Genomic DNA, 13,665 nt, shown 5'->3' on the forward strand with positions numbered 1-13,665 from the left:
TGTTCGTCGAAGGAGGTACCGAGTGATTGCTACGCCTTGGTGATGTCGTACACGTAGAACAGCGAGTTCAGTCCATTCTGCGGCACACCCGAGATGCCCTCGGCGGCGATGCGCAGCTGCGGGTTGAGGTAGAGCCACACGCTCGCCGCATCGTCGGAGATCTGCTGGTTGGCCTTCTTGATGAGCTCCGTCTGCTCCTCGACGCTGCCGGCGGCCTCCGACTCGCTCAACCACTTCTGCACATCGGCGTTGTCGTAGCCCCAGTAGAAATCGGGGTTGCCGTAGAAGTTGATGTCGCGGTCGTTGACGTGGCCCTGCAGGGTCGCCTCGAAGTCGGTGTCGGTGTACACCTTCTGGTACCACTCGTCGTCGGTGATGATGTTGATCTCCACCGTGATGCCGACCTTCGCGAGCTCCGACTTCACGAACTCGGCGACGGTGGAGTGGACACCGGAGTCGGGGGTGTCGATCGTGAACGTGAACCCGTCGGCGTACCCGGCCTCGGCGAGGAGCTTCTTCGACAGCGCGGGATCGTAGGGGTTGTTGTCGGCGAGGTCGAGGTACCACGGCTCGGACGGCGGGACCATCGACCCGATGAGCTCCCCGCGGCCGTCCCAGATCGCATCCAGGAGCTTCGCGCGATCGATCGCGGAGTAGACCGCCTTGCGCACGGCGACCTCGTCGAACGGCGCGTTGCGGTCGTTGAAGGCGAGCAGCTCCTTCGTCGTCGAGGTTCCCTCGATGATCTGGAAGCCGGAGGCCTCGAACTCCGCGAGGCTGTCGGGGTTCGACTGGCTCGTGACGAGGTCGACGGCGCCGGTGCGCAGCGCGTTGTCGAGCGCGGTGGGGTCGGCGTAGTACTGGTAGACGACACCCCCGTTGGCCGGCGCCCCTCCCCAGTAGTCGGCGTTCACGTCGAGGGTGATCGAGTCGCCCTTGCGGTAGTCCGCGAGCGCGTACGGGCCGGTGCCGTCGGCCGAGGTGGTCAGATCGCCCGCCTCGGAGTTGACGATCCACACGTAGCCGAGGTTGTAGGTGAAGCTGATCGACGGCTGCGACAGGGTGACCGCGACGGTCTTCGGGTCGACGACGTCCACGTGATCGATGACGCTGAGCTGGCGCTTGCGCGCGGCGATCGAGTCGTCGCCGACGAATCGGTCGAGGCTGTACTTGACGTCGTCGGCTGTCAGCGTTTTTCCGGAATGGAAGGTCGCGTCCTGCAGCGTGAAGGTGTACACCAGGCCGTCATCCGACACGGTCGTCTCGGCGGCCAGGAGCGGTTCGACCGTCGCGTCGTCGGTGATGCGGAAGAGCCCCTCGTAGACGTTTCCGGTGAAGACCTCCGTCACCCCCGAGGATCCGCCGAAGATCTGGTCGAGGTTCGTGGGCTCGTTCTGCGATCCGACGACGATCTCGGCCGTCGGGTCGGCCGCGGCACTAGAGCTCGGGCTCGGCGTGCCCGCGGCGCAGCCGGCGAGCACGAGCAGCCCGGCGGTGGCCGCGGCGGCGGCCGTGAGGAATCGGGCGAGGCGGCGTGAGGTCACGTCAGGTCCTTTGCTGTGGGTGAGGGTCGACCAGGCGGGGTGCGGTCCGCCGGACGCGGAGGGGTCAGAGGGAGAAGCCGTCGGCGAATCGGACGCGCTTCTCGCCCGCACGCACCGGGAACGGCAGCCGGTTCTGCGCGGGCGGGAGCGGGCAGTTCATCTGCGACGAGAAGCCGCAGGGCGGCACCGTCGCACGGTTGAAGTCGACCGTGACCGGTGTGGTCCGCTCTCCCGCCTCGCGGCCGACCGCCGGGCGGTCGAGGAACAGGAAGCGGCCGGCGCCGTATGTCTCCGAGCCGTTGGTCCGGTCGCCGAAGACGAGCTGTAGCTTCGCGGTGCCGCCCGAGACCGTATCGAAGGCGGCGAGACGGTACTCCGTGCCCTCCAGCTCGAACACGAGGTCTCCCGACACCGGAAGGCTACGGGTGGCTCCGGCGTCGCGGATGTGCTCGAAGGGGACGACGCGGTCTTCGTCGACCAGCTCGAACCGCCCGTCGATGACCCAGGCGGGATCGTAGGCGTATCGCTCGATGTCCTCGAACGCGGTCGCGGCGGGCGAGTCCTGTCGCCAGATGCGATAACCCTGCTGCGGCAGACCGGTGTCGATGTCGGCGCGCTCGAGTCGCGAGAAGAGGGCGGTGTCGGGGTGGCCCTCGCGGGCGACGTCCTCCGGCACCGGCGCGGCACCGGGCTCCGACCAGTGCGTGAGCACGAGGGCGAGCGCCCCGTGGGGTCCGGTCACCGCCGCGCGACGCGCCTCCGACCACGCACGGTACTCGGCTTCGGCCGTTCGGAGATCATCGGACCCGGTTGCATTCACACTCACCATGACAGGCAATCAAACGCGCGCACGCGTGAGAAATTCCGTTGCTGTCTGTTTCACCTGAATGGATCTGTCGGGCGGCGACGTGCGCGGGCCCATGGTCGAGCGGGATCAGCGCGCGGACCGCGTGGACCACAGGGCCCACGCCACCAGCACCGGCTGCAGGAAGAGCCGGGCCAGTCGCCGGGCGTCGGTGTCGAGTCCGGGGGCGGAGGTCCCGCGCCGCCACTGATGGAGGTTCCCGGGGAAGACGGCGACGAGGAAGGCCGCCACCGCCGCGCCCACGCGGCGACGCTCACGGGGCAGCAGCACGAGGCCGGCCCCGAGCATGATCTCGACCACGCCCGAGACCACGACGATCGTGTCCTTATCGGTGTGCAGGAGGCGAGCGGCCCAGTCGGGGACCACGATCCGGAATCCTCTCCGAAGGGCCGAGAGATGAGCCGCGCCCGCGACCAGCAGCACGATGGCGAGGAGGATGCGGGCACCGGAGCGGATCATCCCGACACGCTACCGCGCGGGATCACGTCTTCCCCCGATCGCGTGGCTTTGCGCTCGTTTGCCCGGGCTCATTTGCCCGGGCTCATTTACCCGGGCTCATTTACCTCCGGGCGGACCCACCACCAGCAGCACGACGAACAGCGCCGTGACCGCGGCGACGATCAGCAGCACCAGGACCCAGGGCCGTCGGAGGAACCAGCGCAGCGGCCCGTCGTACCAGCGGCCGTCACCGTCCCCCTTCCCCGTGCGCCAGCGACCATCGAGCCGGCCGCGTCGCACGAGCCACCGCTCGACCGGGATCGTCGCATACGGAATCACCGCCGAGACGACCGCGAGCGCGGCGCTGCCGACGGGCCAGCGGTTGTTGAGCGCCACGAGGATCGCGGTCGCCCCATAGGAGAGGAAGACGAACCCGTGGATCCCGCCTGCGATCGTGACGGCCGGCGCCCAGCCCGCGGCGGCGCGCAGGATGAGCGCCGCGATGAGGAGGGTCCACGTGACCGCTTCGGCGAACGCGAGCAGGCGAAAGGCGGAGAGAGGCGTTCGGAACACGCCTTCAGCTTACCTGAAGGCTAGACGATTCCGGCGCGGATTCCGTCGAGCGACTCGGCCACCTTCGGCAGGCGCTGCGACAGGGCGCCGTCGAGCTCGGCCAACCGCTCGCGCGCCTCTCGCAGCACACGAGCACCCTTGGGGGTGACGTTCAGGTCGCTGGCTGCTCCCGCGTGGGCGGTGGCGTCCTGCACCAGGCCCTCGTCGACGAGAGAGCGAACGGCCGTGTGAGCCGACTGCACCGTGATGTGCGAGCGGCGCGCGAGCTCCGAGAACGAGATCCCGGGCTCGGCGTAGATGTGCCCCAGCAGGCCGAACTTGCGCGTGGTGATCCCGAGGTCCTTCAGCACGGCGGACAGCTGCCCTTCCCACATCGCCGACACCGCGAGAAGCGCGATGACGGGACTGAAGCGCGGGGAGTCGTCGGTCATAGGCACCATGCTAACGATCCGGCTCGGATGTCCGAGGCCCGGCGTACCGTGACATTGTCAGAGAGGAAGACCCCATGGACTGGAAGATCGAGCTCATTTTCGTTCCGGTGACCGACGTGGACCGCGCGAAGGACTTCTACGTGCGCATCGGCTTCCACGCCGACCACGACCATCGCCCCTCGCCTGACCTGCGGTTCGTGCAGCTCACGCCGCCCGGATCGGCCTGCTCGATCGCGATCGGCGAAGGGCTCGGTCTGTCGATGGCTCCTGGCACGCAAGACAGCATCCAGGTGGTTGTTCCCGATGCCGACGCGGCGCTCGCACAGTTGCGCGATGCCGGCGTCGATGCCGACGGGGTAGACGAGCAGGAGTGGGGCCGCTTCGTCCGCTTCTCCGATCCCGACGGCAACACGTGGACGCTGCAGCAACTCCCCTCCTGGAACTGACGCCGCACACGAAGCGAGCGCCTCCCCGCCCGTGCGGGCGTGACTGCATAGGCTCGGAGGCATGCTCGAGCAGAACCAGGGACACATCAGCCCCGACAGCCAGTGGTCGACCTACGAGGCCAACGTACAGTCGTATCGCGGGCTGTCGATGTCCGCGCAGTCGCTCTATCTGGCGGTCGGCGCGATCCTGCTCGGCGCGGGCGACAAACTGCCCTTCTTCACCGTCCTCGTCCTCGCGATGGTCACCACCTGGTACGTCTTCTTCCCCGTGATCTTCGCGCGGTGCGCGATCGTCGACTTCCACAAGTTCGATCTCGGATCGCGCTTCACCGGAGCGGGTGATCTCCGTGGCGCGTCCGACGACAGCCGCCTGTCAGAGCGTGCCTACGCCAATCTCTGGCGGGGCCGGCCGCTGCGCGCTCGAGTGGCGTCGCAGATCCCGATGCCGGCGGGTCAGCGTTTTCGGACGATGAGGCAGACCCGGCTCAAGCTCGATCTGTTCATCCCCGTCAGCATCACGGTCGTGTGGGCGGTGTTCGCGCTGTACATCGTGTTCGCCCACTGACCACGCTCGCCGCACGCTGCGACCCACGCGAGGATCCTGCGAACCGGTGACCACCGCGGCGCCACCCGATTGACACGGCGGAGCCCCACTCTCACCGCTCCGTCGACGCCGTACAGTGTGCGACGTGACAGCCATCCATCGATCGGACATCGACGAGCACTGGGCACACGCCGGGGCCGTGGAAGCGGGCGGCATGGTCTTCGTGTCGTACTGCGTCGGCGACACCGACGGGTCGACGAGTCAACAGGTCCACGGCGCACTCGACGCGCTCGAAGCGCGCCTGCTCGCCATCGGCCTTACTCTCTCCGACGTCGTGAAGGTCGACGCGCTCTTCGCAGACATCTGGGACATCCCGGTCATGGAGGCGGCGTTCCGCGAGCGGTTCCACGGCGGCTACCCCGCCCGCAAGTCGATCCAGACCGCGTTCGCGCACCGCGGCCTGAGGTTCCAACTGGACGCGGTCGCGTACCGTCCGGCGACTCCCTGACACCCGCGGAGACGCTCTCGAGGAGCTTCACCGCGTCGCCACCTCCGCCGCCGGGCGAGTTCAGCGGAAGCGCCGGCCCTCATCGCGGCGCGACAGCCATACGGCTATGACACCCAGCGCCGCCGTCCACGCGATGATCCCGAGCGCGGCCCACACCGGCACGGCCTCGCCCAGTGCCGCGGCCAGCACGATCTCACGTGCCTGCCGCACCGGCAGCACGCGGGATGCCGCATCGAGCCACTCCGGGAAGAGCATCGGCGGCAGGAAGAGGCCACCACCGAAGGCCAGCAGGAACATGGCGACCTGCGTCACCGCGATGGCTGCCTTCGGTCCGCAGGCAGTGCCGATCACGACGCCGATGAGCATGGACGGCACGGCGGTCAGCACGACGAGGCCGATCGCGGCGAGCATCGGCATCAGTCCCGGACGGGCCGCTGTGAACAGACCCCCCACCACGAGGAGCGGGATCATGGCGGCGAGCGAGATGACGAGGGTCGCCGCAATCAGCCCGATCGGTCGCGCGACCGCGGAGCCGGGCAACGTGCGCAGGTAGGGTGCCCAGGGCTTTGAGCGCTGCTCGGAGAGCTCCAGACCGATCGAGAAAAGGCCCGACGCCATGAAGGCGAACACCACCATCGAGGCGACCGCGGCCGTCGCGAACGTCGGATCGGCCGTCACGACGCCCTGGGGCAGCACGAACATGCAGAAGGCGAGCGTGGGGAAGACCACCGAGCCGATCACGGCGATCGGCACGCGGGCGGTCTCGATGAGGTTGTACTTCGTGTACACGGCCGAAAGGGCGAGCGTGGACATCAGCGGGTTCCTTTCGGGGTCGCGGTGAGCGCGAGGAACGCCTCTTCGAGGCTGGCCCCTCGGACGGCGAGGTCGCGGAACGGCACGCCCGTCTGGACCAGCGCGCGCACGAACGCATCCGCGTCGGCGACGAGCGCCATCACCTTCTCACCCTCCTGGGTGATGACGGCCTCGGGATCCAGCGACTGGGCCGTGGCGGAGTCGACGTTCGACACCGTGACGCGCCGCCGGGAGACCCCCGCGACGATCGCGGACAACGTGTCGTCGGCACGCACGACCCCCTGGTCGACCACGACCACGCGCTGAGCGAGCTGCTCGATCTCCTCGAGGTGGTGACTGGTCACGACGATCGTGCACCCGGCGGCGTGGCGCGCCCGCACCGCCTCCCAGAGGGCGCGGCGGCCATCGACATCGAGCCCGGTGGTCGGCTCATCCAGCAGCACCAGCGCGGGGTCGCCGACGAAGGCGAGGGCAACGGCCACCCGCCGCTGCTGGCCGCCCGACAGCGCGCCACAGGGGCGGCGGACGAGATCCTCGAGCCCGAACTCCGCCACGATCCGATCCCGCGACGACGGCGACGGATAGTGCGCGGCCACGAGGTCGATTACTTCGCCCACGCGAAGAGCGTCGGGCAGCGCGGTCGCCTGCGGAGTGGACCCGAGGCGAGTGCGCGAGGCCGGATCGCGTGGATCTCCGCCGAACAGGCGCACCTCGCCGGACGTCGGCAGGCGTAAGCCCTCGATCAGGCTGAGCAGCGTGGTCTTCCCGGCGCCGTTCGGCCCGAGCAGTCCCACGCTCTCCCCCGCGCCGACCTCCAGCGTTACTCCGTCGAGGGCGACTCTGTCGCCGTACCGTTTGGTGACCGATGCGGTGTAGATGAGGGGGCTCATCGGGATCCTCCGAGGATGTCGAGTAACGCGGTGCGGTAGGCGCGGAACGCGCCCCGGCCGGCGGGGGTCATTGCGACGCGGGTCACCGGCTTTCGCCCCGCGAAGGTCTTGGCGACCGTGATGTAGCCGGCGTCTTCGAGCTTCGCGAGATGGCTGGTGAGGTTTCCCGCGGTCATGTCCAGCAGCTTCTGCAGGGCGGGGAACGCGATCTCGTCGCCGTCTTCGAGCGCTTCGTTGAGGGCCGTCATGATCCGCAGGCGCGCCGGGGTGTGGATGACGGGATCGAGCTCGGTCACGCCGCGCCTCCACCCGACCGCGGCTCCGCGGGGATGATGCCACCCAGGAGCATCACGGCCACGACGGCCATCGCAAGGGGCCCGGCCGTCGCGTAGATCAGGTAGTGCCAGGGACTGCCGACGAAGGTGGCGACGACCACGATGGCGATCAGGGCGATCCCCAGCACGTATTGCGCCGGCGAGCGCCAGAGCGCGCCGCCCGCCAGGTAGAGCACGCCGACCAGGAGCACGAACAGCGCCGGGTACAGCAGGTTGGTGGTCTCGGGCGACAGCCCCGACTTCTGCAGGCCCATGAGGATCAACCATCCACCGATCATCGCGATCATCCAGGAGTAGCCGTACAGGGCGCCTTGCAGTTGAGACCTGCCCGAGATGCCCGAGGCGGCGCTGCGGGCTCCCGCGACGATGGACCACACGATCGCCGCAGCGATGAGTGTGCCGAACACGGCCCAGGCGACGGGGGCGGGAAGCACCGGCGCCCCGCCGATGCCGTCCCCCAGCATGAGGGCGCCGAACCCGAACAACCATGCCGCCGCCCAGACGAACAGGAGCGTCGAGTACATGCGGGTCAGGCGGCTGTGCGTCCGCCGACGCGTCGACTGCATGACGTCGAACATCTGTGCCGGATCGAGGGGTCGTTCGTCATCGCTCATGCAAACCACTTTGCATTGCAAACTAGTTTGCGTCAAGCCGGGCCTGGGCGACTCAGCGCGGGCGGGGGCGATGCAGGGCGTGAGTCAACACGTCTCTCGCGAAGGCCTCGACCTCCTCGCGCGGCCACCCCCGCTCGATCCCCCAGAGCCGCCAGAGCTCGGGGCTGAGGATCCCGTGCACGATGTCGGCCGCTCGATCGAGCGGCAGCACCACCCCGCGCAGCAGACCCACCAGCGCGCGCTGATCACGATGACGACCGTCATCGAGTTCCTTCAGGTCGGGCAGGAGCGCGGCGTCGAGAGTCGCCGCCTCCGCCATCACGCGCCAGATCGGATAGGCACGCGCGGCGAGTGACACCGATTCACGGACGAGGATCTCGATCTGCGCCGCCGGATCCGTCTCGACCGCCAGCTCCGCGACCCACGACGCCTCGCTGACTGCCGCGACGGCTTCGCCGGCGAGGACCGTGTCACGCACGACGTGGCGAAGGAGCTCGGCCTTGGATCCCACGGCCAGATAGATCGTCTGCACCGATACCCCCGCGCCGGCCGCGACGGCGCTGAGCGAGGTCGCCCCGTACCCGTCGGCGAGAAACGCCTCGCGCGCCACCTCGATGACGCGAGCCCGCGTGCGGGCGCGGTCGTCGCGGGCACGTTCCCGTCGTGCCCGCGCGTCGTAGGGACGACGGGGTTCCGAATCTGCGGTCGGCATGGTCTAATTCTAACTTGAACCCGATTCCAACCTGAATTGAGACACTCCGATGTCCACTGTTCTGCTCGCCTGCGCTCCCCTGCGCGGCCACGTGGACCCCGTGCTCGCCGTGGCGCGCGGGCTCGTCGACGACGGTCATCGCGTCGTGGTCGCCACCGGGTCGCGATTTGCATCGCGGATCGATGCCGCCGGCTGCGAGTTCGCTCCCCTGCACGGGCGCGCGGACTACGACGAACGCGACCTGGACACCTATCTCCCCGACCGGCACCGGTATCGCGGCCTCGCCCTGTCGCAGTACCAGCTGCAGCACACCTTCATCCACCCGCTCCCCGACCAGTGGGCGACGCTGGAAGCGCTGCTGACCACGCTGCAGCCCGATCTCGTGATGACCGATCACCTCTTTGCCGGCGTGACCCCGCTCCTCGCGCTGCCCCGCACGGAGCGCGTGCCCGTGGTGGGCCTGGGAATCGGGCCGCTGGCCCAGTTGAGCGTCGACACCGCTCCACCGGGAATGGCCGTCCAGCCGTCGTGGACGCCACTGGGCCGCATCCGCAATCGCCTCCTCAACACGGTGGCGACGAAGATCGCGTTCCGCGACACGCAGCGCCTGGCTCGCCGGCTCTTCGAGGGGGCCACCGGCCGTCCGCTCCCGCGGGATTTCCCCTTCATCCTCGACCTGACCTCGAGATTCGACCGGCTGCTCCAGCTGGGCCCCCGCGAGTTCGAGTACCCCCTGACCGATCTGTCCCCGGCGGTGCGCTTCGTGGGGCGTCCGACCCACGCCCTCCCCTCGATCCCGGTGCCCGACTGGTGGGATGACCTGTCCGACGGCAAACCGATCGTGCATGTGACCCAGGGAACGCTCGCGAACGCCGACACCTCGACGCTCCTCCGCCCCGCACTCGACGCTCTCGCGGGCCTCGACATCCACGTCGTCCTCAGCACCGGCGGCACGCCGATCGCCGAGCTCGGACCTCTTCCCGCGAATGCGAGAGCGGCGGAGTTCCTCCCCTACGACCTCCTCCTTCCCCGCACCGCGGCCGTCGTCAGCAACGGCGGATACGGCACGGTCCTCGCCGCCCTCTCGGAGGGCGTTCCCCTCGTGATCGCCCCGGGCGCGGAAGACAAGCCGGAGGTGGCGGCGCGCGTACGGTTCTTCGGCGTCGGCGTCGACCTGCGGACCGATCGGCCTTCCGCCGGCGATCTCCGTCAGGCCGTCGTCGCGGTGCTCGGCGAGCCCCGCTATCGCACAGCCGCATCGATCATCGCCGCCGCCATGTCCAGTTCTCGGCCGCACGACGCCGTGCGCGATGAAGTGGACCACCTGCTCGCACTCGAGCACCCCTGAGCCGGGTGCTGGCGCCCCCTGGGGGAGATTCGGGCGCCGGCACCCATGGGCGGTTCGGCGGTGGGTCCGTCTCACCGCCGGGCCTTTCGCCACCGGGCCTTCCGGCCACCGCCACATCCGGTCCCTCCCTCACCGGAACCACAAGAGGAAGAGAGTCACCGACGATGAAGTCATTGATCGCCTACAACGGGGCCGACGCTAGCGACAGCAGTGGTTCTCCGGTGGGTGAGTTCGGCGATGATTGGTTTGCGAAGCGTCATATGGATGACGTTAAGAGCGATCACAGGTGATCGCTCTCACCCTCCTATGACATCTCTATGTCGAGAGATCAGCGCGCCACGTCGTGTCTCTGCCGTGGCGATGGTCGGCCGACTCCGACAAGGCGGCGTCCTCACCTCGCGTACCGCGAGACCACTCCGTCGACCACCGTCGCGCGTACGTGAACAGCAGCAAGGGTTTCAGGGTCTGCTTTCGACAGATCCGCGTCGAATACCGAAATGTCGGCCAGGAACCCCGGGGCGAGCGCGCCTTCCTCCGCCTCGACGCCAGCCGCGTACGCCGCGCCACGGGTGTATCCGGCGATACCGTCGGCGATACCGACGCCCTCCTCGGGGCGGATCGGCTCCGCCCCCGTTCCGGACCTCCGGCGCAGCACCGCATCGGCGAGGATCGGCAACGGCTCGAACGGCGCGATCGGAAAGTCCGACCCGAAGGCGAGCGGCACCCCGGCGTCGCGGAACGACCGCAGCGGCCACCCGTGGCGCCGTCGGTCACCGAGCCGGCGCGACCAGGTGTCGGTGCCGTCGGCCCGCACGAAGTGTGTGCAGTGGGTGGGCTGCATCGAGGCGACCGCGCCGCTGCGGCGCACCTCCGCGATCACCTCGGCATCCGACACCTCCAGGTGCTCGATGCGATGGCGGATGCCGGCGAACCGCTCGTGCGCGTCGCCGGCGGTGCGGGCGGCCCACCGGATCGCGGCGTCGCCGATGGCGTGGGTCGCGGTGGGGATGCCCGCCGACGCGAGCGCCAACACCACCCGCCGGTACTCCTCTGGGTCGGTCCAGATGCTCGCCCGCGACCCGCCGTGCACGTCGGGGTCGCTGAGCCACGCGGTGCCGTTGTCGACGGTGCCGTCGAGGAACAGCTTCACCCCGTGGTGATGCCACCGCCGTCCCCGTCCGGCCGGCGCCACGCTCGGGTCGATGCCCGCCTCGGCCATCGCCGGGGTGAACCATCGGTGCAGCTTCACGCGCAGGGGAAGCTCGCTCCGCGCCTCCAGGTCGGCGTAGGAGACGACCCCGTCACCCAGGGCATCCATCACGTGCAGGCCGGTCAGTCCGGATGCCGCCATGTCGCGCAGGATCGCCGACAGCCGCGCCCGCCGCGTACCTTCGGGCTCGGTCGGGATCGCCCGGCGCACGTAGTCCATGGCTTCTTCTTCGAGCACGAGGCCGGTCGCCCGGCCGTCGTCATCGGTGACCGCCCGCGAGCCGCTGTCGAACACCGGCATGCGTTCGGCATCGGCGAGCCCGAGCGCGACGCGGTCCAGCAGCAGCGCATGACAGTCGAAGAACTGGAGCGACACCGGCCTCCCCCCGGTCACGCCGTCGATCGAGGCGGCGTCGGGTGAAGCGTCACCCCAAAGGCTGTAGGCGAGCCCCCACCCGAGCACCCACGCGCGAGGCGGCAGGTCGCGCGCCGCGCCGGCGAGCGTGTCACGCAACTCGGCGATGCTCGCCACTGCCGAGAGGTCGACGCCGCGCAGCAGGCCCGAGGCGAGCACCGGATGGCTGTGGCTGTCGACGAATCCCGGGTACGCCCAGCCGCCGATGTCGTGCACGGATGCCGTCCGCCGATCGACCTGCGCCGCCTCGGCGGTCGTCAGCATTGCGGTGATCCGCCCTCCGCTCGTGAGGATCGCCGTCGCATCGGGGTGCCCGTCGACCCGCTCGAACAGGAAGAGCTGGCTCTCGCTCACGCGTCGGCACCGCCGGCCGCAGCAGGGGCAAGAGCGGCCTGGGCGACGCGCCGCAGGTCGCCACCGACCATCGTGGCGAGCACGATCAGGTCGTGCAGATCCTCGGCGTCCGCGGTCATCGGATCGCCGTGCACGATGGTGAGGTCGGCGTCATACCCCGGCGCGATCCGCCCGGCCCGGTCGGCGTCGCCGCGGGCGAGGGCGGCAGTCGAGGTGTACCCCCGCAGGGCGGTGAGCCGATCGAGAGATTGATCGGGCACCGGCGTGGTGGCTCCCGCGAGACGGCGCTCGCCCCGCGAGACCGCCGCGGCGAACCCGCGGAAGGGATCGAAGTCGGCGACCGGCCAGTCCGACCCGAGCACGATGGGCACGCCCGCCTCTGCGAGGGCCCGAGTGGGGATCGCCCGCGCCGCCCGCTCCGCGCCCAAGCGCCGCGTCCAGTTGTCGCCGCCGTCGGGGTGAAGGTGCAGCGCGTGGATCGGCTGCACGCTCGCAATGACCCCGAGGGATGCCATCCGCGCGATCGTGTCGTCTTCGAGCGTCTCGATGTGCTCGATGCGGTGCGTGACCCGCGCCCGGATCTCGGGCGGCACGGAGGCGAGCGTGTCGAGCGCGTACTCCACCGCGCGATCGCCGATGGCGTGCGTGGCGGTCGGGATGCCGCGCGTCACGTAGTGCAGGACCACCTCGCGATAGGTCTCCGGCGGCAGCCACAGCGGCTCGGTGCCTTCGCCCAGCGTGTCGGGGTGATGGAGCCACGCGGTGCCGCCCTCGACCGTCCCGTCGAGCATGAGCTTCACGCCGCCGACGTTCCAGCGCCGACCGCCGCTGCCCTGCAGCTGTTCCCAGCGCGCGATCTCCTCGGGGGTGATCCCGGGCTGCAGCAGCGGAGAGATGCGCAGGCGCAGGGGCAGCTCACCGGTGCGTTCGATTTCGGCGCACAGCTCCCGCGGGTCGCCCATCGCATCGAGGGCGTGCACCGACGTGATCCCCCTCGCGGCCATCGCCTCGAGAAGTCCCCGGAGCCGCTTCGCCCGGTCGGCGATCGACGGCTGCGCGACGAAGGCGCTGACCCGCGCCATGGCGTGCATCTCGAGCAGGTGCCCGGTGGGCACGCCGTCCGGGTCGACGACGATGCGCGAGGCGCCCGGGAACTGCTCCTCCCCGGTCACCCCTGCGCGCTCCAGGGCGACGCTATTCGCGAGGGCGGAATGCCCGTCACGGAAGCGGAGGAAGAGCGGCCGGCCGCCCGCGATGTCGTCGAAGACCGATCCGTCGATGCGCGCCTGCCCGGCGAAGACGTTCGAGTCGAGCCCCCAGCCGATGATCCAGTCACCGCTTCGGGCGGTGTCTTGACGGAGCGCGTCGCGCACGGCATCCAGCGTCGCCGCTTCGAGGAGACGGGCGCCCGCGGTCATCTCCAGCCCCCACACCGGGTGGGAGTGGTTGTCGCTCCACCCAGGCATGATGGTGCCGCATGGGAACGACTCGTGCCGCGTGTGTTCGGTGACGTGGACGGCCATGTCGTCCGCGGTGCCCACGGCGAGAACCCGCCCGCCGGCGACCGCGATGTGCGTTGCGCCCACGTGACCATCGAGAGTGTGCACGACATCCGCCTGAAGAATC

16 protein-coding genes are annotated in these 13,665 nt (G+C 69.7%); 4 read left to right on the forward strand and 12 right to left on the reverse strand.

Features of this window, described 5'->3' with window-relative positions:
* Window positions 1-29: 29 nt before the first annotated feature.
* From QM591_RS00335 to QM591_RS00355, 5 genes are all read right to left on the reverse strand, one after another.
* Complete coding sequence (locus QM591_RS00335) at window positions 30-1,544, reverse strand: ABC transporter substrate-binding protein (protein ID WP_415128428.1); 1,515 nt, start codon at window positions 1,542-1,544, stop codon at window positions 30-32.
* Window positions 1,545-1,608: 64 nt separating this feature from the next.
* A complete protein-coding gene (locus QM591_RS00340; RefSeq protein ID WP_415128430.1) occupies window positions 1,609-2,373 on the reverse strand; it encodes a DUF1684 domain-containing protein in 765 nt (254 codons plus the stop codon).
* Window positions 2,374-2,478: 105 nt separating this feature from the next.
* Window positions 2,479-2,868, reverse strand: coding sequence for a hypothetical protein (locus QM591_RS00345; RefSeq protein ID WP_415128432.1), 390 nt, complete (start codon window positions 2,866-2,868; stop codon window positions 2,479-2,481).
* A gap of 96 nt (window positions 2,869-2,964) precedes the next feature.
* Window positions 2,965-3,420, reverse strand: coding sequence for a DUF3817 domain-containing protein (locus QM591_RS00350; RefSeq protein ID WP_415128434.1), 456 nt, complete (start codon window positions 3,418-3,420; stop codon window positions 2,965-2,967).
* Window positions 3,421-3,440: 20 nt separating this feature from the next.
* A complete protein-coding gene (locus tag QM591_RS00355; RefSeq protein ID WP_415128436.1) occupies window positions 3,441-3,851 on the reverse strand; it encodes a MarR family winged helix-turn-helix transcriptional regulator in 411 nt (136 codons plus the stop codon).
* A gap of 74 nt (window positions 3,852-3,925) precedes the next feature.
* Between QM591_RS00355 and QM591_RS00360 the strand changes: the two genes are divergently transcribed.
* The 3 genes from QM591_RS00360 (at window position 3,926) to QM591_RS00370 (ending at window position 5,349) form a co-directional block, all read left to right on the forward strand.
* Entirely contained in the window at window positions 3,926-4,297 is a 372-nt protein-coding gene (locus tag QM591_RS00360) for a VOC family protein (RefSeq protein WP_415128438.1), read from the forward strand.
* A gap of 61 nt (window positions 4,298-4,358) precedes the next feature.
* Window positions 4,359-4,862 carry a hypothetical protein gene (locus QM591_RS00365; RefSeq protein WP_415128440.1) on the forward strand — a complete coding sequence of 168 codons (504 nt, stop codon included), beginning with the start codon at window positions 4,359-4,361 and terminating at the stop codon, window positions 4,860-4,862.
* A gap of 124 nt (window positions 4,863-4,986) precedes the next feature.
* A complete protein-coding gene (locus tag QM591_RS00370) occupies window positions 4,987-5,349 on the forward strand; it encodes a RidA family protein (RefSeq protein WP_415128442.1) in 363 nt (120 codons plus the stop codon).
* A gap of 60 nt (window positions 5,350-5,409) precedes the next feature.
* Here QM591_RS00370 and QM591_RS00375 read toward each other — a convergent pair whose 3' ends face one another.
* From QM591_RS00375 to QM591_RS00395, 5 genes are read right to left on the reverse strand one after another with little or no spacing between them, the layout of a single operon-like run.
* Window positions 5,410-6,162, reverse strand: a complete 753-nt coding sequence (locus QM591_RS00375) for an ABC transporter permease (RefSeq protein WP_415128444.1) — start codon at window positions 6,160-6,162, stop codon at window positions 5,410-5,412.
* Window positions 6,162-7,052: an ABC transporter ATP-binding protein gene (locus tag QM591_RS00380; protein WP_415128446.1), complete on the reverse strand. Its 891-nt coding sequence runs from the start codon at window positions 7,050-7,052 to the stop codon at window positions 6,162-6,164. The genes QM591_RS00375 and QM591_RS00380 overlap by 1 nt, the downstream gene beginning before the upstream one ends.
* Window positions 7,049-7,348, reverse strand: coding sequence for a transcriptional regulator (locus tag QM591_RS00385; RefSeq protein ID WP_415128448.1), 300 nt, complete (start codon window positions 7,346-7,348; stop codon window positions 7,049-7,051). Before QM591_RS00385 ends, QM591_RS00380 begins: the two co-directional genes overlap by 4 nt.
* Window positions 7,345-8,001, reverse strand: a complete 657-nt coding sequence (locus QM591_RS00390; protein WP_415128450.1) for a hypothetical protein — start codon at window positions 7,999-8,001, stop codon at window positions 7,345-7,347. Before QM591_RS00390 ends, QM591_RS00385 begins: the two co-directional genes overlap by 4 nt.
* A gap of 52 nt (window positions 8,002-8,053) precedes the next feature.
* The gene (locus tag QM591_RS00395) at window positions 8,054-8,713 is read right to left on the reverse strand and encodes a TetR/AcrR family transcriptional regulator (RefSeq protein WP_415128452.1); all 660 of its coding nucleotides are present in this window, start codon (window positions 8,711-8,713) and stop codon (window positions 8,054-8,056) included.
* Between the two features lie 49 nt (window positions 8,714-8,762).
* Between QM591_RS00395 and QM591_RS00400 the strand changes: the two genes are divergently transcribed.
* Entirely contained in the window at window positions 8,763-10,061 is a 1,299-nt protein-coding gene (locus QM591_RS00400; protein WP_415128454.1) for a glycosyltransferase, read from the forward strand.
* A 391-nt stretch (window positions 10,062-10,452) separates the two neighbouring features.
* On the opposite strand, the gene QM591_RS00405 is transcribed toward QM591_RS00400, so the two are convergent.
* Together QM591_RS00405 and QM591_RS00410 are read right to left on the reverse strand one after the other, a co-directional pair.
* Window positions 10,453-12,039 carry an amidohydrolase gene (locus QM591_RS00405; RefSeq protein WP_415128456.1) on the reverse strand — a complete coding sequence of 529 codons (1,587 nt, stop codon included), beginning with the start codon at window positions 12,037-12,039 and terminating at the stop codon, window positions 10,453-10,455.
* Complete coding sequence (locus tag QM591_RS00410) at window positions 12,036-13,646, reverse strand: amidohydrolase (protein WP_415128458.1); 1,611 nt, start codon at window positions 13,644-13,646, stop codon at window positions 12,036-12,038. The genes QM591_RS00405 and QM591_RS00410 overlap by 4 nt, the downstream gene beginning before the upstream one ends.
* Between the last annotated feature and the right edge of the window lie 19 nt (window positions 13,647-13,665).

The sequence above is a fragment of the Microbacterium sp. genome, from assembly GCF_047607225.1.
In the GTDB taxonomy this organism is placed as follows: Bacteria; Actinomycetota; Actinomycetes; order Actinomycetales; family Microbacteriaceae; genus Microbacterium.